We start from the raw sequence: 18,180 nt of genomic DNA on the forward strand, positions 1-18,180 counted from the left end.
ATGCTGGCCGGCCATGGCCTCGACCTGGCCCTGCTGATGCTGCGCGTGGCGGCAGGAGGCTTCCTGCTGCCGCACGCACTGGGCAAGCTGTTCGGCTGGTTCGGTGGTCCGGGGTTGTCCGGTTTCGGCACCGAACTGCGCGGCTTCGGGTTGCCATCGGCAGCGCCGTTGCCGCTGCTGCTGGCGTTGACACAGGTGGCGTCCGGCCTGGCCGTGCTGCTTGGCTGGCAGACCCGCATTGCCGCGCTGGCGGCAGCGGCCTTCATCGGCTTCACCGTACTGCTGGCCCTGCCCAAGGGCTGGTTCTGGATGCGCGGCGGCACGGAGTACCCGTTGATGTGGACGGCAGTATTGCTGGCCCTCGCCCTGGCCGGGCCTGGCGCCTGGGCGCTGGACGGCCAACATCTTCCGGGAGATTTCGCATGAGTCACGATCCCCTCGATCCCGGCCGCCGCAACGTGGTGTTGGCCAGCGGCGCTGCTGTAGCGCTCGGCCTGGCCGGCCGCGCCGCTGCCGCACTCGATTCCACTTCCAAGGAGCGTCGCATGAGCACGCTGGTCATCCGCAATGCCCGCATCACCACGCTCGATCCGCAGCAGCCGCATGCACAGGCGCTGGCCGTGCAGGAAGGCCGCATCGTCGCCGTCGGCAGCGACGAGGAGATCACGCGTGGCTGGGGCAATGAAGCGACCTTGATCGACGCCCAGGGCCGGCGCCTGCTGCCCGGCCTCAACGACAGCCATACCCATCTGATCCGTGGCGGCCTGAACTACAACCTGGAACTGCGCTGGGATGGCCTGCGCTCGCTGGCCGATGCGATGGCGATGCTGAAGGCCCAGGTCGATCGCACGCCAGCGCCGCAGTGGGTGCGCGTGGTCGGTGGCTTCACTGCCACGCAATTCAACGAGAAGCGCCTGCCGACCCTGCAGGAGCTCAACGACATCGCACCGGATACGCCGGTGTTCCTGCTGCACCTGTATGACCGCGCGCTGCTCAACCGCGCCGCGCTGCGCGCCTGTGGTTACAACAAGGACACTCCCGATCCGCCGGGCGGGCAGATCGTGCGTGATTCGCTGGGCAACCCGACCGGGCTGCTGCTGGCCAAACCCAATGCGCTGATCCTGTACGCGACGCTGGCCAAGGGCCCGCGCCTGCCGATCGAGTACCAGGCCAACTCAACGCGCCACTTCATGCGTGAACTGAACCGTCTCGGCATCACCTCGGTGATCGACGCCGGCGGCGGTTTCCAGAACTATCCCGAGGACTACCAAGTCATCGAGCAGCTTCACCGCGATGACCAGCTGACGGTGCGCATTGCCTACAACCTGTTCACCCAGAACAAGGGCAAGGAAGTGGATGACTTCCGCGGCTGGAGCGAGATCCTGCAGCCGCGCCAGGGCGATGACCTGCTGCGCCACAACGGTGCCGGCGAGATGCTGGTGTTCTCGGCCGCCGACTTCGAACTGTTCAACGAGCCCCGCCCGGAACTGCCGCCGGAGCTTGAGCCAGAACTGCATGACGTGGTGAAGCTGCTTGTGGAGAAGCGCTGGCCGTTCCGCATCCACGCCACCTACGACGAGAGCATCACCCGCATCCTCGATGTCTACGAACAGGTCAACCGTGAGGTGCCGTTCGATGGCCTGCACTGGTTCATCGACCACGCCGAGACCATCACCCCGCGCAACATCGAACGCATCCGTGCGCTGGGTGGCGGTATTGCCGTGCAGCACCGCATGGCCTACCAGGGCGAAGCCTTCGTCGAGCGCTACGGTGTGCAGGCCGCGCGGCACACGCCGCCGGTGAAGCGGATGTTGGCCGAGGGCGTGCCGGTGGGTGCGGGCACCGATGCCACGCGCGTGGCCAGCTACAACCCATGGGTGGCGCTGTCCTGGCTGGTGACCGGGCGCACCATCGGTGGCCTGGCCCTGTATGGCGAGGAAAACCTGCTTGAACGCGAGCAGGCGCTGCGCCTGTGGACCCAGGGCAGTGCCTGGTTCTCCGGCGACGAGGCGGTGAAGGGCACCCTGAAAGCCGGCCAGCTGGCCGACTTCATCCTGCTCTCGGCCGACTTCTTCCGCGTCGACGACGCGCAGATCGCCGACATCACCAGCCTGCTGACCGTGGTTGGTGGCCGCATCGTGCATGCCGACGGCGACTACGCAGGCCTGGCGCCGCAGCTGCCGCCGGCGATGCCCAGCTGGTCGCCGGTCAACAGGTTCGGTGGCTACCATGTCGGGGGCGCCGCCACCGGCTTGGCAGCTGCACATCGCCACCATCACGGCGTGGCCTGCAGCACCCACGGCGCGCACGGGCATGCCGCGCAGCACGCGGCACCCACCGACGATCTGACCGCGTTCTGGGGCGCGATGGGATGCTCGTGCTTCGCGTTCTGAGCCTGGCGCTGCTGGTTGTGCCGACACTGGCGCTGGCCTGCGAAGGTGGCCGTTGCACCGAAGCAGGCGACGGCCAGCTGCAATGGGACGCGTCGCTGCGCGTGCGCGGTCTGTACTACGACCCGACCCGGTTCGGCATCGGCGGCAGCGAGGATGGCTATGGCCTGCTGCGTGCGTTGGCGTCGGCCACCTATGCCCGCGATGACTGGCAGGTGAAAGTGCAGCTGGGTGTCCACGGCGAAAATGGCAGGGCCGGTGGCCCTGGCCGCACCGACCGCAGTGCGCTGGACGTGCAGCAGGCGTACTGGCGTTGGCAACGTGGCGGTTTCCACATGCAGCTGGGGCGGCAGGAAGCCGGCTATGGAAGCTCACGGTTGTTGTCGGTTCGCGATGGCCCGAACATCCGGTTGGCCTTCGATGGCGCACGGGCAGGATGGAAGGGGCAGTTCGGCACGCTTGACCTGATGGCCCTGCGACCGGTGGAGAACCGGCCGGGGGCGTTCGATGATCGCGGTGAGTCCGGGGCGCATCTGTGGGGGGCGTATGCCACCACAGCGCGCGGCCGCTGGCCTGGGCAATGGGACCTGTACCTGCTGGATTACCGTCGCGACGGTGCGCGGTTTGCCGCTGGCTCCGGCAACGAGCGGCGGCAGACACTCGGCATGCGCTGGTTCGGGCAGGCCGGTTCGCTGGACTGGAACAGCGAGCTGGTGGTGCAGGGCGGTGAACTGCGTACCGCTGCCGGCAATCTCGACATCCGCGCCTGGACGCTGGCGACCGATACCGGCTGGCGCTGGAGCGATGTGCCGCTGCAACCGCGCCTGGGGCTGAAGGCCGACATCGCCAGCGGCGATGGCAACCTGCACGATGGACGATTGGGTACCTTCAACGCGTTGTTCCCGAAATCGGCCTACTTCAGCGAAGCCAGCCTGTTGGCGCCCGCCAACCTGATGGACGTGCAGCCTACGCTGGCACTGCGCCTGCACGACGCGGTGACGACGGAGCTGGGCGTACAGATGGCCTGGAAGCATCGTCGCGCAGATGCGGTCTACACCACGCCGGCACCACTGGTGGCATTGCCGGGCAGTGCCGGTGGTGGGCGCCGAATCGGCACCCAGTACAAATCCGAAACCCGCTGGCAGGCCAGCGAACACTGGCAATGGCAGCTGCAGCTGGCCTGGGTCGACGCCGGACCTGCACTGACGCAGGCCGGTGGCCAGGACACGCTGTTCGCCTCGATCGTTGGAGCATGGCAATGGTGAACGCAACCGCTTCGCACCCCCCCGCACAGGCCGCAGGTGCCTGGTCCCCGCTGAAGATCCGGATGTTCCGTTCGATCTGGCTGGCCATCCTGGCCAGCAACATCGGCACCTGGGTCAATGACGTGGCCGCCGCCTGGGTGATGGCCGAACGTACCGGCTCGCCGTTGATGGTGGCGCTGGTGCAGTCGGCCACCACCGTGCCGATCGTGCTGTTGGCGCTGGCGGCCGGAACGCTGGCGGACATCGTCGATCGCCGCAGGTACCTGTTGGCGACCCAGGGCTGGATGCTGCTGGTGGCGGCAGTGATGGCCGCGCTGACGGCGATGGACATGCTGACTCCGCAACTGCTGGTGCTGCTGACCTTCTGCATGGGCTGCGGTGCGGCGATGGCGATGCCGGCGCAGGCGGCGATCGTGTCCGAACTGGTGCCGCAGCCGATGCTTGCCTCGGCGGTGGCATTGAACTCGATCGGCATCAACATCGCGCGCTCGATCGGCCCGGCCATCGGTGGCGTGATCGTCGCCCAGCTAGGTGCGGTGTGGGCGTTCGGATTCAACGCGATCACCTTCGCTGCGATGCTGTTCGTGGTGTGGGGCTGGAAGCGTGATCCGAAGCAGTCCAGCCTGCCGCCGGAAGGTTTCGGCGCCGGCCTCAAGGCGGGCCTGCGCTATGCCAGCCGCGCTGGGCGGTTGCAGGCGGTGCTGATCAAGTCGGTCGGGTTCTTCTTCTTTGCTGCTGCGATGAATGCACTGCTGCCGGTGGTGGTACGCGGGCAGATGCAGGGTGGGGCGGGGCAGTACGGCATGCTGCTGGGCTGCATCGGCATGGGTGCAGTGGGCGGTGCCTTGCTGCTGCCGAAGCTGCGCGCGCAGATGGATCGTGACCTGCTGGTGCTGCTGGCCACGCTCTCACTTGCGCTGAGCCTGGTCGGGCTGGCGCTGACCCGCAGCTGGTACGTGCTGCCATTGGTGATGCTGATCAACGGTTTTGCCTGGATCACCGTGCTGTCGTCGCTGCAGATTGCCGCCCAGACCGCGGTACCCGCGTGGGTACGCGCGCGTGCATTGGCGCTGTACATCATGGTGTTCTCCGCCGGCATGGCGGCCGGTGGCCTGAGCTGGGGCGCGCTGGCTCAGCGCACCTCGCCGGAGCTGGCGCTGCTGGTGGCTGCCGCAGGTGCGGTGATCGGCGGATTGCTGGTGTGGCGCGTGCGCATCGCCGGTACCGAAGACCTGAACCTGCGTCCAGCCGGGCACTGGCCAGCGCCAGAGCTGTCGGTGCCGGTGTCGAACGATCGCGGCCCGGTGCTGGTCACCATCGAGTACCGCATCGACGATGCTGATCGTGCCGCGTTCCAGGCGCAGATGCGCGCCCTGGGCACGATCCGCCGCCGCGATGGCGCCGTGGTCTGGGGCGTGGTCGAGGATGTGGCCAGTCCGGGCATCCACCTGGAGTATTTCGTGACCCCGTCGTGGCTGGAGCACCTGCGCCAGCACGAACGCATCACCGCCGACGACAAGGCGATCCAGGAAGTGCTGCGTGGGCTGCATCGCGGTGAACGCGCACCGGTGGTGCGTCACTTCGTGGGCGGTCACGATCCGCTGCCCAGGACTGGGGTCCCGCACCACCACAGCGATATCTGAACTGCCCTTGGTAGAGTCGGCCGCTGGCCGGCTGTGCAGATTGCGATGGATTGATCGGGTTGCCGACCAGCGGCCGGCACTACCGAAGGAGCGGCGGCACCGTTGGGGCGCCGCCGCGGCACATCAGCTGCGTGCGAACGCCAGCAGGTCGGCGTTGAACTGGTCGGCGTGGGTAACGGTCAGGCCGTGCGGCGCACCGGGGTACACCTTCAACTCGGCGTCCTTGATGATCTGCGAGGACAGTTTGGCCGAGGCATCGAACGGCACGATCTGGTCGTCATCACCGTGCACGACCAGTGCCGGCACATCGATCTTCTTCAGGTCCTCGGTGTAATCCACTTCCGAGAACTCGTGCACGCAGTCGTACTGACCCTTGACGCCGCCGAGCATGCCCTGCAGCCAGAACGAATCACGCATGCCTTGGGTGACGCTGTTGCCATCGCGGTTGGCACCGAAGAACGGCGTGGTCAGGTCCTTGAAGAACTGCGAGCGGTCGCCGCCGGTGCCCTTGCGGATGCCGTCGAAAACTTCCAGCGGGGTGCCCGCCGGATTGCCGGCCGTCTTGAGCATCAGCGGCGGTACGGCGCCGACCAGCACCACCTTGGCCACGCGCTTGCTGCCGTGGCGACCGATGTAGTGGGCCACTTCGCCACCACCGGTGGAGTGGCCGACCAGGATCGCATCCTTCAGGTCCAGCGCCTCGATCACCGCCGCCAGATCGTCGGCGTAGGTGTCCATGTTGTTGCCATCCCAGGTCTGGCTGGAACGGCCGTGGCTGCGGCGATCATGGGCGATCACGCGGTAGCCGTTCTGGCCCATGAACAGCATCTGCGGGTCCCAGGCATCGGAGGACAGCGGCCAGCCGTGGGCGAACACGATCGGCTGGCCGGTGCCCCAGTCCTTGTAGAAGATGCGCGCGCCGTCGGCGACGGTGACGAAGTTGCTCATTGCGGTTTCCTTGGCGGAAGGGAGGGGTGGCGCCGGCCAATATGCCGGTACCGCCGGCAGTACAACGCACGTCCTGGCGGAGGGCTTGCACGGCTGTGCTGGATTGACCGGGGTGTGACGCGTATCGCTCTGGAACCCGGCCGCTTTCGCGCTGACGATGATGGCCGTCCTGTCCAGGAGCGAGCGATGTCCAGAGTGCGGTGCAGCCCGCTGTTGTGCTTGCTGCTGGCCACGGCGGTTCATGCGCAGACCAACGTCTACAAATGCGTTGACGGTCCGCATCCGGTCTATCAGCAGACACCCTGCCAGGGGCGTGCGGAATGGCGCTGGGAGGTGCCGGAGGAGCAATCGCTGTCGCGCGGACCGGTGACAAAGGCGGCCAGGGCGGGCAGCGCGGTGCTGGCGCCACCACGTACCGTGCGCTCGGGGCGGGCGCATGCCGTGCTGATACCCATCAGTACAGACCCCAGGGCCTGTGAACGCGCACGCCAGCACCGCGGGAACGTGTTGGCCAGGAACAAGCAACTGCACTTCCTGCAACGCCGTCAGCTGGACGACGCGGTGTACGACGCCTGCCGCTGAGCGTGGTTCGCGAAAGGCCAAAAACGACAACGGCGCCCTGGGGCGCCGTTGTGCGTGGATGCGGAAGGCGGGGCCTCAGCGGCCGTCGCTGGCGGCAGCCGGTGCCGGCGAAGGCACGCTTTCCGGCTTGGGCAGGCTCAGCTCCGGGTTGCCCTGTTCGGCCTGCAGGATCTGGATGCGGCGTTGCAGGGCATCCAGCTGGCTGTTGGTGCTCTGCACGTCGGTGCTGAGGCTGACCGCCTGCTGCTGTGCCTGCTGCAGGGCGGCGCTGACCTGGGCCGACTGCGCCTGCTGTTGTTCCATTTCCTGCTGCAGGGTGCGCAGGCGTTCCTCGTTGTAGGCCACCAGGCGCTCGGTGTAGCGCTTGCCGGCTTCCAGGCGGGTGGTATCGATGTAGACCTGGGCCAGCTGTTCGGACTGCTGGGCAAAGGTACGGTAGACCCGCTCGGCGTTGTCGACGGCATCGGTCTTGATCACCCGCCAGAAGTTCTTCTCCTGGAACAGGGCGACGTAGTAGGTCAGAGTGTTGGCGTTGAACAGCAGGCTGGCGCCGTAGTTGCCGTTGTAGGTCGTGCGCAGCTCGGTCAGCTGGCGCGAATCCATCAGCTGCTTGAGCTCGTCAACGGTGTTGCGCACCACCGGCGCGCTGCGTGCGGCCGGCTCGGCGGCTGCCTCACGGTCGCCACGGGCAGCCATCGCCGCCGGTGCCACCAGCATCATGGCCACGGCCAGCAGTGCCGCGCCGCGCGCGTGCCGGGCGAAGACCGCGCCCCCTGAAGTTTCTCGCATGTCTAGACCATCCACGGATGAGTGTGGGTTGAGATGAAGGTGGTTCCCCGCCGGGAGTCTAGCATGGGCGCGGGCGCCGCCAAGGGCGCCCGTCACGGGTCAGTAGACCAGCTGCGCCGCGCTGCACTGAATCGACTGCACGTTGACGTCGGTGCGGCCCAGTTCCAGGCCCAGCACGCTCGCCAGCAGGTTGGTCAGCAGCGTGCCGACGCTGTTGAGCACCGGCCGCAGGGCGGCCAGGATCGGCTTGAGCAGCGTGCACAGCAGGCCACTGCAGCTCACGCTGCCATCCGGATTGGTGACGCCTGTTCCCCCGGCGCCATCGAGGAAGCCGGCCGGCGCGGTCTGGATGTACGAGGCCAGGTTGTTGCGTACGCAGCCGTTGTAGTCGATCAGGTTGCCGAGCAGGCTGTCGCAGCGGTTGATCAGCAGGCCGCCCACCAGCGATCCGAGCAGCCCATCGAGCACGCCCAGTCCCTGGCCGGTGACGGTCACCTTGAACGCGTCCCAGACCGGACCGTCCTTGTGGCAGGTGGCCAGGTTCAGCAGGCCGCAGGCGTAGGGCAGGCCTCCGGGCACGGTCCAGCTGTTGAGCGGGGCCAGTTGCCGGCTCGCGTCGCCATCGCGCAGCAGTGGAATCAACTTGTCCACCTCATAGCGGGTGTTCGGCGGGAAGGTGGCCTGCAGGTAGCGGTCGGCCAGTGCCTTGGCGGTGTCGTTGGCGCTCATGCCCTGCTTGGGTGAGCTGAGCATGCCAGACAGCACGCGCAGCAGTTCATTGACCAGGTCTGACACCGCGTTGCCCACTGCCAGTGGATTGATCCGGGTCGAGGCGGTTTCGCCCGCAGCCAGGGTCAGGCTCTGCGAGCTGGTCAGGGCGGGCAGGGTGATCTTGTCATTGATCAAGGGTTGCCCGAGCAGTTTCAGCAGCTGCTCGTTCTTCAGGGTGGCGTCGCAGACATTGCTCTTGGAAAAGCGCTGCGCCGGATCGACATTGCCGACACAGGCGCGCAGCACCGACGAATCGACCTGGATGGTGGCCTTCTGCGGGCTGGCGCCGCATTGGATGCCAGTCAGCGTGCCCATCGCATTGGCCACATCGACATGCAGTGGCAGGTGCAGTCGCGTGCCGAGCAGGTTCAGCAGCGGGCCCACCGCGAACAGGTTGTTGCTGTCCACGTCCACCATCAGCCGCACCTGCGCGTTGTACGCGCGGGTACCAACACCACCGATGGCGATCGAGGGCGGCTCGACCACGCCGGCCTGGATGTTGATGCCCAGCAGGTCCAATCCCTTGACCGCCACGCCGTTGCCGTCATTGGCGATGGAGATGGCGGTGCTGATCAGGTTGAGTACGTTGACCTTCGTTTCCAGCGCGCTGCCGACGGTGCCATCCGGCGAGACGACTTCGGCGAACAGGCCACCGCCGCCGGACTGGCTGCCCAGCACGATGTTGAGCTTGTTGATGTCCAGCTGGGTGGCGACCAGATCGGACAGCGCGCGCAGCTGTACGCCCACGGTGGTATCGCGGCCGACCACGGTGGCGGTGGCATCGACCAGCTGTGCCAGCGAGATCTTGTTGACCGACAGCAACCGGTTGAAGTCGGCCACGCTGAGGTTGGCGCTGACCGGGATGTTCAACGCCTTCAGCAGGCCCGACGGGGTGATGTTGGCCTGGGCCAGGCCGTCATAGGAGAGCACGGTGGCATTGGTGACATCCAGGCCGACCAGGCGCAGGGTCGAAAGCAGTACCGAGTCGCCATTGGTGCGAAGCAGCTGCGAACCGACCGCGAAGACCGCGGTCGGTTCGGAACGTCGGGCCACCGCCTCCACGCTGACGGTGGGCAGGCGGGTGTTCTGGCCGAAGAACGGCACCACGCTGCGCTGCGCGACCACCTGCACGGCATTGCGTGGGTTGCTGGCATCGACGGTGGTGACGAAGCGGTTCGACGTGCTGCGTGCGGCGCTCCAGTTGCCGCAGCGGATCTGCAGGGTGCCTGCAAACCTGTTCTGGGTGACCGCGCTCTGCCGCGCTGCGCTGTTGTCGCTGTTGTCAGGCGTGCACAGCTCCAGCCGCTGTGCACCGGCCAGTGCGGCGAGGTCTGCGACCTTCTGCGCGTCGCGCTTGGCCCAGAACAGATAGCCGATCTCGATCAGGCCCAACATCGCCAGCAATGCCAGCATGACCAGCATCATGGTGATCGACATGCCGCCGCGCGGGCGGCTGAAACTGAACTGGCGTGGGCGTTTCATGGCCTGTCTCAGCGTCCGGATGAGGATGTTCCCTTGGACTTGGCGACATCGGTTTCGAAGAAGTCCGGGATCTCGTGTTCGAAGCTCTTCAAGTAGCGGGCGTAGCTCAGCGTCGCCTGGTCGCCGAGGATCGGCAGGCGTTGCCCGGCCTGCTGCCCCGATGCCTGCAGGCGGAACAGGTCGCGCGCGGTATCGCCGATCTGCGTGCGTGCAGGGCGGGGCGCGGGTGCGACGTGGTCGGTGGCAATGATCGCCGGGGCGGTGGCCGGTGATGCCGACGGAGCAGGGGCTGCAAGGTCCACCGTGGCCAATGCCTCGGACTGCAGCGGCTGCGGGGCCGCTGCGACCGGTGCGCTGCCGCCAAGCATCTGCCCGGTCAGGGGTTGCTGCTGCGCCTGCGCGCCGCCGGCCATCAGCAGGCAGGCCAGTGCAGGCAACAGGCTTCGGGTCAGGGGCATCGCGCTCATGGAGTGTTCCCGTTCGGCTGATCGGAGGTGCTGAAACGTTCCAGCATCGAGGGCGGCAGGCGCTGTGGATCGCGCGCATCACGGATGTCGCGACGTGGTTCGGCGGCCAGGCGCGTGGTGCCTTGCTGCACGCGGGTGGTGGCACCGGCGTTGGCGCGGGCGGACGGGGACGCAGGGGCAACCTGCGCCGCGGCGGCCTGGCGCTGCTGCAGGCGAGCACGGATCTGCGCGGCCTGCTGCTGGATGCTGTGCTGGGTGTCCTGGTTGAGGTTGGCCTGCTGGACCAGGCGCTCGGCGGTGGCGGCATCCCCGCGCAGTACGGCCCACAAGGCAAGATTGGCGGTGGCCTTGGCATTGCCCGGCGACAGTTCCAGTGCCTTGGCAAGTGGCTCGCGCGCCTGCTCGAAGCGGCCCGCACGCAGGCGCGCGTAGCCAAGATCGCCCAGGTAGTCGGTGTTCAAGGGCTGCAGCTGCGTCGCCCGGGCCAGCGCCTCTTCACTGCCGCTGTCGTCGTCACGGCGGGCAGCGATCAGGCCCAACCCGTGCGCGGCCGCTGCGGCCTGCGGACTGCTGGAAAGTTCCCGGTACAGGGCGATGGCCGCGTCGGCCTGGCCGGTCTCGCGCAGGGCGTCGGCCTGCAGCAGGCGCAGCGCTGGTGGATCGCCATAGCGCTGGCGGAAGGCATCGACGTGGGCCAGCGAGGCATACCAGGCACCCTGCTGCTGCATGCGCCCGATCAGTTCCAGGTAGGCATTGCGGCTGTCCTGCGGTGCCGGTTCGGGCGCAGCCAGGCTGGGGGCGCGCAGGTACTTCGGCGTGGTCGACGCACAACCACTGGCGACGGCGGCGAGGGCAAGCAACAGGCAGGAGGTGCGCAGGGCAGGCATCAGGGCGATCCCATCTTGGACATGGTGGTGGCCAGCGCGACCAGCGCCGGTCCGGCAAGAACCAGCATCAGCGCTGGCAGCAGGGTCAGCATCATCACCACGGTCATCTTCACCGAGAGCTTGCCGACCTTTTCCTTCAGGGTGTTGCGGCGCTGTTCCCGCAACCGGATGCTGAACTGCCGCAGCGGTTCCTGCACCGCGCCGCCATGTGCGTGCACCTGCAGGATCAACTGCATCAGGCTGGTCAGGTCGTCATCCGCATAGACCTCACTCAGGCGACGCAGGGACTGCGCGCGGGTACGGCCATGGGTGTAGGCGACGTTGGCCTCCTGCAGCTCGCCGCCGAGCACCGGCAACGCATCGCGCAGCTTGTCGCCCAGCGTCTGCAGGCTCTGGTCCATGCTGAAGCCCACGCCTTGCAGCAGGCGCAGCAGGTCGATCAGCAGGGGCAGCTCGTTGTCGACCGCGCGCCGGCGGCGCTTCACCCACGAAGAGAGGATGAACTTCGGCAGCAGCAGGCCTGCCGCGAGCGCACCGATCACGACCATCATCCTGGCCAGCCCCTGGGCACTGCTGAACGCCAGGGCCAGCGCCAGCACCAGTACGCCCAGCAGCAGTCGCACGCCAAGATAGATGGCGGTGCCACGTCGTGTGTTCCAGCCTGCCAGGTCCAGCAGCAGCCGGTCTTCATTGGCCAGCAGCGCGGATTCCAGGCGGCCGCCACTGAGCGCGCGCCCGAAGCGTTCCAGCCAACCCAGCGAATCACGGCGCGCGGCCTCCGGGTCGCGTGCTTCATCCCGCGGTTGCAGCGCGGTCTTCAAGGTGGCCGAGGTGCGCTGTTCGCGGTGGCTGCGTATCCATCCGGCGATGCCCAGCAGGGCAACACCGGCGGCCAGCACCAGCAGGGACAGGGCAAACCAGGTGCTTGCGCTCATCGGGCACCTCCGTGGTGGATTCCGGTGGTCATAGCGACTTGGCCAGGCGATAGAGCAGGAAGGCGCCAAACAGCTCCAGCCCGAGCGCGATCAGCAGGATCTTGTGACCCAGCGGATCGTGCAGCACCGGCTGGAAGAACTCAGGGCTGGAAATCGCCATCAGCACCGCGCTGGCCGGTGGCAGCAGGCCGAGCACCCAGGCCGACATGCGCGTTTCCGACGTGGTCGCGGCCAGCTCCTGCTGGGCCTGCTCCAGGTCGCGCATGAAATCGCCCATGCGCTGCAGGATCTGATCGGAGCGCCCGCCGATGCGCACGCTGACGCCGATCACCACGGACAGTACCTTGAGCACGTCCATCCGGTAGGGTTGCGCCGCCAGGCTCAGGGCACGGTCCAGGTCCATGCCGCTGCGTGCGTAGCGCACGGTGGTGTCCAGCAGTCCGCGCAGCGGCGCGCTGGTCTGCATCGACGCCACCTGGAACGCCGCCTGCAGGCTGTTGCCGAGTGCGGTCAACCGCACCAGGTTGTCGAGGAAGTCGGGCAGCTGGTGCAGTAGCTGTGCACGCAGTTTCGTGGTGCGGCGCATGACCCACAGCCAGCAGCCCAACAGGTACAGCAGCAGGGTCAGGGGGAACATCCACGCCGTGCCGAGTCTCAGCATCGCCACGACCGAGAGCACCAGCCCCGGCACCAGCAGCATGAGGGGCAGCTTCCAGCCCGTCTGCAGGCCCGCACGTTGCAGCAGGACATCCAGCGGCAGCACCCGGCGCCCGGCACTTGCAGGTCGCGCCGGGTCGTTGGCGGCGGCCACCGATGCCCCGGCCGGTGCTCCGCCACTGGCACCTCCGCGAGCCAGCTGCTGCTCGGCGTGCTGCAGCGAGGCCTGGCGCTGTTCGCGGTTGCTGGCGGTGCCCCACAGCCACACCGCAAGCGCCAGCAGCACCGAGATGATGCTCAGTACACCCAGCAGCAGGCCCGTGCCCATGCTCAGAAGTCTCCGTACAACGATTCGCGCAACTGCTGGCGGAACGGTTCCAGCTTGTGCGAGTGCGGATGGAAGCCCAGTCCGATCCAGCGGTCGGTTTCCTTGCCATTGCCGTCGATCTGCAGTTCGTGACGGAACATCTCCTGGGTCGTGATCAGGTTGTCGCTGACACCGGTGATTTCCGTGATCGAGACCAGCACGCGCCGGCCGCTGCCCAACCGCGATATCTGCACGATGAAGTCGATGGCGCTGGCGATCTGCCGGCGCAGGCTGTCCTCGCTGCCCTGGAACCCGGCGAAACCGGCCAGCATCTCGATGCGGTACAGGCAGTCACGGGGTGAGTTGGCGTGGATGGTTGCCATCGATCCGTCGTGGCCGGTGTTCATGGCCTGCAGCATCTCCAGCACTTCGGCACCACGCACCTCACCGACCACGATGCGGTCCGGGCGCATGCGCAGGCTGTTGCGGACCAGGTCGCGGATGCTCACCGCGCCATGGCCTTCGGCACCACCGATGCGGCTTTCCAGGCGGACCACGTGCGGATGGTTGAGTGACAGCTCGGCGGTGTCTTCGACCGTGATCACGCGCTCGTTGGGCGGTACGTAGCTGGCCAGGGCGTTCAGCAGCGACGTTTTGCCCGAGCTGGTGCCGCCGGACACCAGGATGTTGCAGCGGCCCAGCACCATCGCCTTCAGCAGCGCCTGCATCGGCGCATCGAAGGTGCCCTTGGCCAGCAGCTCGTCGGGGGTGAACGGGTCCTTGCGGAACTTGCGGATGGAGACCATCGGCCCATCCACCGCCAGCGGCGAGATGATCGCGTTGAGGCGGCCGCCGTTGGGCAAGCGTGCGTCGACCATCGGATTGGAGTCATCCAGGCGGCGGCCCAGTGGCGCGAGGATGCGGCGCAGGATGCGCAGCAGGTGGGTGTCGTCGGTGAAGCGCTGGGTGGCGCGCTTGAGCTGCCCTCCCTGCGAGACGTGCACATCCTTGAATCCGTTGATCAGGATGTCTTCGATCGTCGGGTCATGCAGCAGGTCGTCAAGCGGGCCGAAGCCGGTCAGCTCCTTGACCAGTCCTTCTGCGACCACCTGCATCTCCTCCTCGTTGATCGGGATGCGCCATTCCTGGATGAAGCCCACCGTCTGCACCTGCACCCAGCGGGCGATGGTGTCAGGCGCCCAGGAATCGATGTCGATGCGCTCGTCTTCGATGCTGTTGAGCAGGTGTTCGTGGGCGGCCGACAGCACCTTCTGGTACTGCTCGGTCTGCGCGAACGGCAGGTGGCCCGGGGCGCTGTCGGGCAGCACCGGGCGGGTGGCGGCATGCGGGAACGGGGTTACCTTGTCTTCCATTGCGATCCACCCAGGGCAAGGGAAAGTCTTTCCCGCAGGCCATGGGCCTGGACCGGGCAGGCAGCCGGATCCAGGCGCGAGACGAGCGGGGCGAGGGCACGCAGGTAGGGGTCGCGCGGTGCGTCCTGCAGCAGCAGATGCCCCTGGCTGGCCGCCAGGCGCACGCGCGGGCGCTCGGGCAACGTGGCCAGCAGTGGCACTTCGAATCGGCGCGCGATCTGCTCGGGGCTCATGCCGCTGCTGTCGTCGTGGCGGTTGATCACCAGTTGCAGCCGCTTCTCCCGTTCGCGCTGGCCGGCCAGGTGCTTCAAGGCCTGGTCGAGCGAAACCAGCGTGGCGATCGAAGCGTCCGTGACCAGCCAGATCTCGTCGGCCTGGTCCAGCAGCAGGGGCGGCATCTGCCGCAGCGGGCAGCCACCGGCATCGCACAGCACGCTGGCGAACACGCTGCGCAGGCGCTGCAGCAGTGCGCCCGGGTCCGACGGCGGCACGGCATCACTGCCGCTGGCGCGGTCGAGCAGCACCAGGCCGGTGTCATGGCGGGCCATCGCCGTCCGGGCCAGGGTGGCGTCGATGCGGCTGGCGTTGCGCAGTGCATCTTCGTAGTGGAAGCGGCTGTCCAGGTTGAGGTACAGCGCCAGGTCGCCGGACGGCTGCGCCAGTTCCATCAACAGGCCGTCCTGCTGCAGGGCCTCGCCCTGGGCCAATGCGCGGGTCTGCTGGGCCAGTACCGAAAGATGCGCGGCAAGGGTGCTGGTGCCGACCCCGGCACGCACGCCCAGCAGGACGATCAGGCGCGCCTTGTGCGCGTGCTGGGCGGTGGCGGCTGGACGTGGCGACAGGGCACGACGCAATGCAGCCTCGATGCCGATGTTGTCGCTGTCCAGGTCCAGCACATCGCGCAGGCCGGCACGCAGCGCGATCACCACGCCTTCGACCTGGGCGGCGCTGGTGGCGCCGACGGCGACCAGGGGCAGGTCGGGTTGGGTCTGCTGCAGCTGTTGCGCCAGCAGGCTGGAGGCCGCGGCGTGTTCCGGGCGGAAGTCGAGCAGCACCAGGCTCTGTGGCCCGCGCTGCAGGTCCTGTGCGGAGGTCGGCATGCTGCTGTCCTGCCAGTGCAGGGTGGTGGTCGGCGGCAGTTTCGCCGCCAGCCGGGGCAGCAGTTCGCGATCCATTCCGTACAGGACCAGATTCATCGGCGGTCCTTGCGGATGCAGCGGCTGGGCGGTGGCGTAGGGCATGGGCGTGGTATCGCAGGCATCATGGGAATCAGCGTGAGAAGCCAGGTACCGGATCCTGGCTGATCGGGCCAAGCAGCCACGCCCCCCACTCGGGAAGGTTCGGCCTGGCTTCGCGTTCGCCAGGCAACGGCAGCTCGGTATTGCGCGCCAGCGGCTGCACCAGCCGCGGCGTGACGATGATCACCAGCTCCTTGTCCTGTCGCTTGTAGTCGAAGTTGCGGAAGAACGAACCGATGATCGGCAGGTCGCCAAGCAAGGGAATCTTGCCGACGTTGGAGACGACATTGGAGCTGACCAGGCCACCGATCACGAAGCTCTCGCCGTCACCCAGTTCGACCGTGGTGTCGGCACGGCGCGTGGTGATCGATGGAATCTGCACGCCGTTGAGGGCAATGGCGTTGCTGTAGTCCAGATCACTGGCTTCCGGTGCGACCTTCAGCGCGATGCGGTTGGGGGCCAGCACCGTCGGGGTCACGGTCAGGCCGATGCCGAACGGCTTGTAGGTGATGGTGGTGGTGCCCAGGCCCTGCGGTTCCAGGATCGGCAGTTCGCCGCCTGCCAGGAAGCTGGCGCTCTGGCCGGACAATGCAACCAGGGTAGGTTCGGCCAGCACGCGCGCCATGCCGTTGCTCTGCAGCAGGTCGACATCGGCGTTCCACAGGCCCTTGGTCGAGCCGAACACCAGCCGGAACGCCGAGGAAATGGGCGACTCGGACTCATTGCCGGAGTTGCCTTCCTTCATGCCGGGCAGGATGCCGGTATTGCCCGGCAGCTGGCCGCCCGGGCGGGCGAAGCCGTAGGCGAAGTTGCCATTGCGGTTCTGGAAGCTGATGCCGATCTGCTTCAACGCGGTCTTGTTGAATTCGACCACCTTGACCTCGACCTGGACCACGCCGCCGCTGCTGACCGTCGAGGCGTCGGCAAGCAGCCCGTCCTTGCCCAGCGCCATGGCGGCGGTCTTCTGTTCCTGCATGTGCGAGAGCACGCTGTCGGTGCTTCCCTGCAGCAGGCCCTGGTTGTCCTGCTGGGTGAACACCAGCCCATTCGAGCCCGCGTCTGCCGCGCCCTGCACGGCACTCTGTACGCGCACCTGCAGGCGTTGCGGCTCGGCCTGCTTGCGGTGCCACAGCAGGAGGGTGGTCGTACCCGGCGCCTTCCCGACCAGCAGCGCCTGGCGCTGCCCACGCAGCATCACGATGTCGGCGACGCCCGGATCGGCGATGGCCACCCGTTCCAGGTCGGCCGGGAGGGTCCATGGGCGTTGCTCACGCGCCTGCAGCACGAGATCGTCGGCGGCCACGCTTGTCGCCGGAGCCAGCAGCACCAGCAGCAGGGCCAGCCAGCGCTGGCGAGGGGAGGGGCGTGGGCGGAGGCGTTCGGTCATGGATGCGCTCGATGCAGGTCAAAGGGAACCACGGGGGGCGGAGCTGTCGCCACGGATGATCTCGATGCCCGACGCACGCGGTGCGCTGCGCCGAGTCGGCGGCGCACGCGCCGGGATCCCCGGGGTGCTGCGGGCCGGCGTGTTGCCGCGGCCGGCCAGGGCGTCACCATCGATGCCGGCGAAGGCATGGTTCTCCGGCCGCTCCAGCGCGAGCTGCTGTTCGGCATCGAGTCCACGCAAAGGATCGATCACGCCACGCGCCTGTGGAAACAGTGCAAGGTCGGGTTGCCCCGTATCAGCCGGGTTGCGCAGGGCCAGGAACAGCTTTCCCTGCTGCGCACCCAGCAGCAGCCGGTTGGCATCGGCCACCGGCACTGCCAGCACCGCGCTGCGTGCCGGCTGGGTGGCCTCGTTGCCCGAGCCATGGCTGCTGCCATTGCCGGTGATGTCCGCGGCGCGGGGGTCGTTGCGGGTATCTCCTTCGTTGCCGGCGACGGCATCGCCGGTGACCGGAGCGATGTCCTGTTGGCCGTAGCTGAGCACGCGCAGCCGTGACAGCAGCAGGCGGGTCTGCGCGGCCTCTGCCGGACCGCTGGCGTTGGGCTGGGCATTGCGCAGGTTGAGGAAGACATCGACGAAATCACCCGGCAGGATGCGGTTTCCGGCGCCGACCAGTTCATCCACCGGAACGGCCAGTGCGCGTTCGCCCGGGCGCAGCTGCAGCGAGAATCCCTGTGCCAGGGCGTTGCTGCTGATGGCGGTGCCCTCGGCAATGTCCTGCACTGGTACCTTGCCGACCACGGCAGAGATGCTGGTGGCAGCACCGGCTACTGCCGTGGTTCGCTGCGCCAGGCGCAGGCCGTTGGCGGTGATCGGTTCACCGGCAGGCAGCCGGGCCACGGCTTCGACCACGGTGATCGCCTGGGCTTCGCTGTGCGCGACGGGCGCGGCCGTCGCTGGCGCGGCCGGTTTGCGCCCGATCATCAGGGCGATCACTGCCAGCAGCACGGCCAGCCCGATCAGGGCGACGGCAGCGATGCGGGTCAACTTGAGCATGGA

Annotated in this window: 16 protein-coding genes; 5 read left to right on the plus strand and 11 right to left on the minus strand. The window is 67.6% G+C overall.

Translation table 11 applies throughout. The features are described 5' to 3' along the window. The 4 genes from ACZK0Z_RS09870 (at nucleotide 1) to ACZK0Z_RS09885 (ending at nucleotide 5,298) form a co-directional block, all read left to right on the plus strand. Nucleotides 1–426: a DoxX family protein gene (locus ACZK0Z_RS09870; RefSeq protein ID WP_197632227.1), complete on the plus strand. Its 426-nt coding sequence runs from the start codon at nucleotides 1–3 to the stop codon at nucleotides 424–426. 119 nt (nucleotides 427–545) lie between these two features. Then, a complete protein-coding gene (locus ACZK0Z_RS09875; RefSeq protein ID WP_197632255.1) occupies nucleotides 546–2,393 on the plus strand; it encodes an amidohydrolase in 1,848 nt (615 codons plus the stop codon). Beyond that, nucleotides 2,372–3,655, plus strand: coding sequence for an alginate export family protein (locus tag ACZK0Z_RS09880; protein ID WP_049427782.1), 1,284 nt, complete (start codon nucleotides 2,372–2,374; stop codon nucleotides 3,653–3,655). Before ACZK0Z_RS09875 ends, ACZK0Z_RS09880 begins: the two co-directional genes overlap by 22 nt. After that, nucleotides 3,649–5,298, plus strand: a complete 1,650-nt coding sequence (locus ACZK0Z_RS09885) for an MFS transporter (protein ID WP_049427780.1) — start codon at nucleotides 3,649–3,651, stop codon at nucleotides 5,296–5,298. Before ACZK0Z_RS09880 ends, ACZK0Z_RS09885 begins: the two co-directional genes overlap by 7 nt. A 123-nt stretch (nucleotides 5,299–5,421) precedes the next feature. On the opposite strand, the gene ACZK0Z_RS09890 is transcribed toward ACZK0Z_RS09885, so the two are convergent. After that, nucleotides 5,422–6,246: an alpha/beta fold hydrolase gene (locus ACZK0Z_RS09890; RefSeq protein WP_049427779.1), complete on the minus strand. Its 825-nt coding sequence runs from the start codon at nucleotides 6,244–6,246 to the stop codon at nucleotides 5,422–5,424. A 186-nt stretch (nucleotides 6,247–6,432) separates the two neighbouring features. On the opposite strand from ACZK0Z_RS09890, the gene ACZK0Z_RS09895 reads away from it, so the two are divergent. Beyond that, nucleotides 6,433–6,828, plus strand: a complete 396-nt coding sequence (locus ACZK0Z_RS09895; RefSeq protein WP_049427777.1) for a DUF4124 domain-containing protein — start codon at nucleotides 6,433–6,435, stop codon at nucleotides 6,826–6,828. 75 nt (nucleotides 6,829–6,903) lie between these two features. Here the strand turns inward: ACZK0Z_RS09895 and ACZK0Z_RS09900 are convergent, their stop codons facing one another. The 10 genes from ACZK0Z_RS09900 to cpaB all read right to left on the minus strand — a co-directional run bounded on the left by ACZK0Z_RS09900 (nucleotide 6,904) and on the right by cpaB (nucleotide 18,177). Continuing rightward, nucleotides 6,904–7,617 (minus strand): DUF2968 domain-containing protein, encoded by a 714-nt coding sequence (locus ACZK0Z_RS09900; protein WP_012480553.1) that lies wholly within the window; start codon nucleotides 7,615–7,617, stop codon nucleotides 6,904–6,906. A gap of 99 nt (nucleotides 7,618–7,716) precedes the next feature. Next, nucleotides 7,717–9,870 carry a TadG family pilus assembly protein gene (locus ACZK0Z_RS09905; protein WP_197632228.1) on the minus strand — a complete coding sequence of 718 codons (2,154 nt, stop codon included), beginning with the start codon at nucleotides 9,868–9,870 and terminating at the stop codon, nucleotides 7,717–7,719. Nucleotides 9,871–9,878: 8 nt separating this feature from the next. Continuing rightward, nucleotides 9,879–10,337, minus strand: coding sequence for a DUF3613 domain-containing protein (locus ACZK0Z_RS09910; RefSeq protein ID WP_197632229.1), 459 nt, complete (start codon nucleotides 10,335–10,337; stop codon nucleotides 9,879–9,881). Further along, nucleotides 10,334–11,224 (minus strand): tetratricopeptide repeat protein, encoded by an 891-nt coding sequence (locus tag ACZK0Z_RS09915; protein WP_197632230.1) that lies wholly within the window; start codon nucleotides 11,222–11,224, stop codon nucleotides 10,334–10,336. The genes ACZK0Z_RS09910 and ACZK0Z_RS09915 overlap by 4 nt, the downstream gene beginning before the upstream one ends. Beyond that, the gene (locus ACZK0Z_RS09920; protein WP_049426684.1) at nucleotides 11,224–12,159 is read right to left on the minus strand and encodes a type II secretion system F family protein; all 936 of its coding nucleotides are present in this window, start codon (nucleotides 12,157–12,159) and stop codon (nucleotides 11,224–11,226) included. Before ACZK0Z_RS09920 ends, ACZK0Z_RS09915 begins: the two co-directional genes overlap by 1 nt. A gap of 28 nt (nucleotides 12,160–12,187) precedes the next feature. After that, a complete protein-coding gene (locus ACZK0Z_RS09925) occupies nucleotides 12,188–13,144 on the minus strand; it encodes a type II secretion system F family protein (protein ID WP_197632231.1) in 957 nt (318 codons plus the stop codon). Nucleotides 13,145–13,146: 2 nt separating this feature from the next. After that, nucleotides 13,147–14,496 carry a TadA family conjugal transfer-associated ATPase gene (locus tag ACZK0Z_RS09930; RefSeq protein WP_049426686.1) on the minus strand — a complete coding sequence of 450 codons (1,350 nt, stop codon included), beginning with the start codon at nucleotides 14,494–14,496 and terminating at the stop codon, nucleotides 13,147–13,149. Continuing rightward, nucleotides 14,481–15,737 carry a CpaE/TadZ family protein gene (locus ACZK0Z_RS09935; RefSeq protein WP_049426687.1) on the minus strand — a complete coding sequence of 419 codons (1,257 nt, stop codon included), beginning with the start codon at nucleotides 15,735–15,737 and terminating at the stop codon, nucleotides 14,481–14,483. The genes ACZK0Z_RS09930 and ACZK0Z_RS09935 overlap by 16 nt, the downstream gene beginning before the upstream one ends. A gap of 28 nt (nucleotides 15,738–15,765) precedes the next feature. Then, nucleotides 15,766–17,121: a type II and III secretion system protein family protein gene (locus ACZK0Z_RS09940; protein ID WP_049426688.1), complete on the minus strand. Its 1,356-nt coding sequence runs from the start codon at nucleotides 17,119–17,121 to the stop codon at nucleotides 15,766–15,768. 18 nt (nucleotides 17,122–17,139) lie between these two features. Continuing rightward, nucleotides 17,140–18,177, minus strand: coding sequence for a Flp pilus assembly protein CpaB (gene cpaB, locus ACZK0Z_RS09945; protein WP_197632232.1), 1,038 nt, complete (start codon nucleotides 18,175–18,177; stop codon nucleotides 17,140–17,142). Between the last annotated feature and the right edge of the window lie 3 nt (nucleotides 18,178–18,180).

The organism is Stenotrophomonas sp. 116085_Sma, from assembly GCF_056479585.1.

What these genes read in the sequence shown, in the direction of transcription:
- ACZK0Z_RS09870 (WP_197632227.1), top strand. Translation starts at nt 1, where the DNA reads ATGCTGGCCGGCCATGGCCTCGACCTGGCCCTGCTGATGCTGCGCGTG.
- ACZK0Z_RS09925 (WP_197632231.1), bottom strand. Translation starts at nt 13,144, where the DNA reads ATGGGCACGGGCCTGCTGCTGGGTGTACTGAGCATCATCTCGGTGCTG.
- ACZK0Z_RS09875 (WP_197632255.1), top strand. Translation starts at nt 546, where the DNA reads ATGAGCACGCTGGTCATCCGCAATGCCCGCATCACCACGCTCGATCCG.
- ACZK0Z_RS09900 (WP_012480553.1), bottom strand. Translation starts at nt 7,617, where the DNA reads ATGCGAGAAACTTCAGGGGGCGCGGTCTTCGCCCGGCACGCGCGCGGC.
- ACZK0Z_RS09905 (WP_197632228.1), bottom strand. Translation starts at nt 9,870, where the DNA reads ATGAAACGCCCACGCCAGTTCAGTTTCAGCCGCCCGCGCGGCGGCATG.
- ACZK0Z_RS09880 (WP_049427782.1), top strand. Translation starts at nt 2,372, where the DNA reads ATGCTCGTGCTTCGCGTTCTGAGCCTGGCGCTGCTGGTTGTGCCGACA.
- ACZK0Z_RS09885 (WP_049427780.1), top strand. Translation starts at nt 3,649, where the DNA reads ATGGTGAACGCAACCGCTTCGCACCCCCCCGCACAGGCCGCAGGTGCC.
- ACZK0Z_RS09895 (WP_049427777.1), top strand. Translation starts at nt 6,433, where the DNA reads ATGTCCAGAGTGCGGTGCAGCCCGCTGTTGTGCTTGCTGCTGGCCACG.
- ACZK0Z_RS09940 (WP_049426688.1), bottom strand. Translation starts at nt 17,121, where the DNA reads ATGACCGAACGCCTCCGCCCACGCCCCTCCCCTCGCCAGCGCTGGCTG.
- ACZK0Z_RS09910 (WP_197632229.1), bottom strand. Translation starts at nt 10,337, where the DNA reads ATGAGCGCGATGCCCCTGACCCGAAGCCTGTTGCCTGCACTGGCCTGC.
- ACZK0Z_RS09920 (WP_049426684.1), bottom strand. Translation starts at nt 12,159, where the DNA reads ATGAGCGCAAGCACCTGGTTTGCCCTGTCCCTGCTGGTGCTGGCCGCC.
- ACZK0Z_RS09915 (WP_197632230.1), bottom strand. Translation starts at nt 11,224, where the DNA reads ATGCCTGCCCTGCGCACCTCCTGCCTGTTGCTTGCCCTCGCCGCCGTC.
- ACZK0Z_RS09930 (WP_049426686.1), bottom strand. Translation starts at nt 14,496, where the DNA reads ATGGAAGACAAGGTAACCCCGTTCCCGCATGCCGCCACCCGCCCGGTG.
- ACZK0Z_RS09935 (WP_049426687.1), bottom strand. Translation starts at nt 15,737, where the DNA reads ATGCCCTACGCCACCGCCCAGCCGCTGCATCCGCAAGGACCGCCGATG.
- ACZK0Z_RS09890 (WP_049427779.1), bottom strand. Translation starts at nt 6,246, where the DNA reads ATGAGCAACTTCGTCACCGTCGCCGACGGCGCGCGCATCTTCTACAAG.
- cpaB (WP_197632232.1), bottom strand. Translation starts at nt 18,177, where the DNA reads ATGCTCAAGTTGACCCGCATCGCTGCCGTCGCCCTGATCGGGCTGGCC.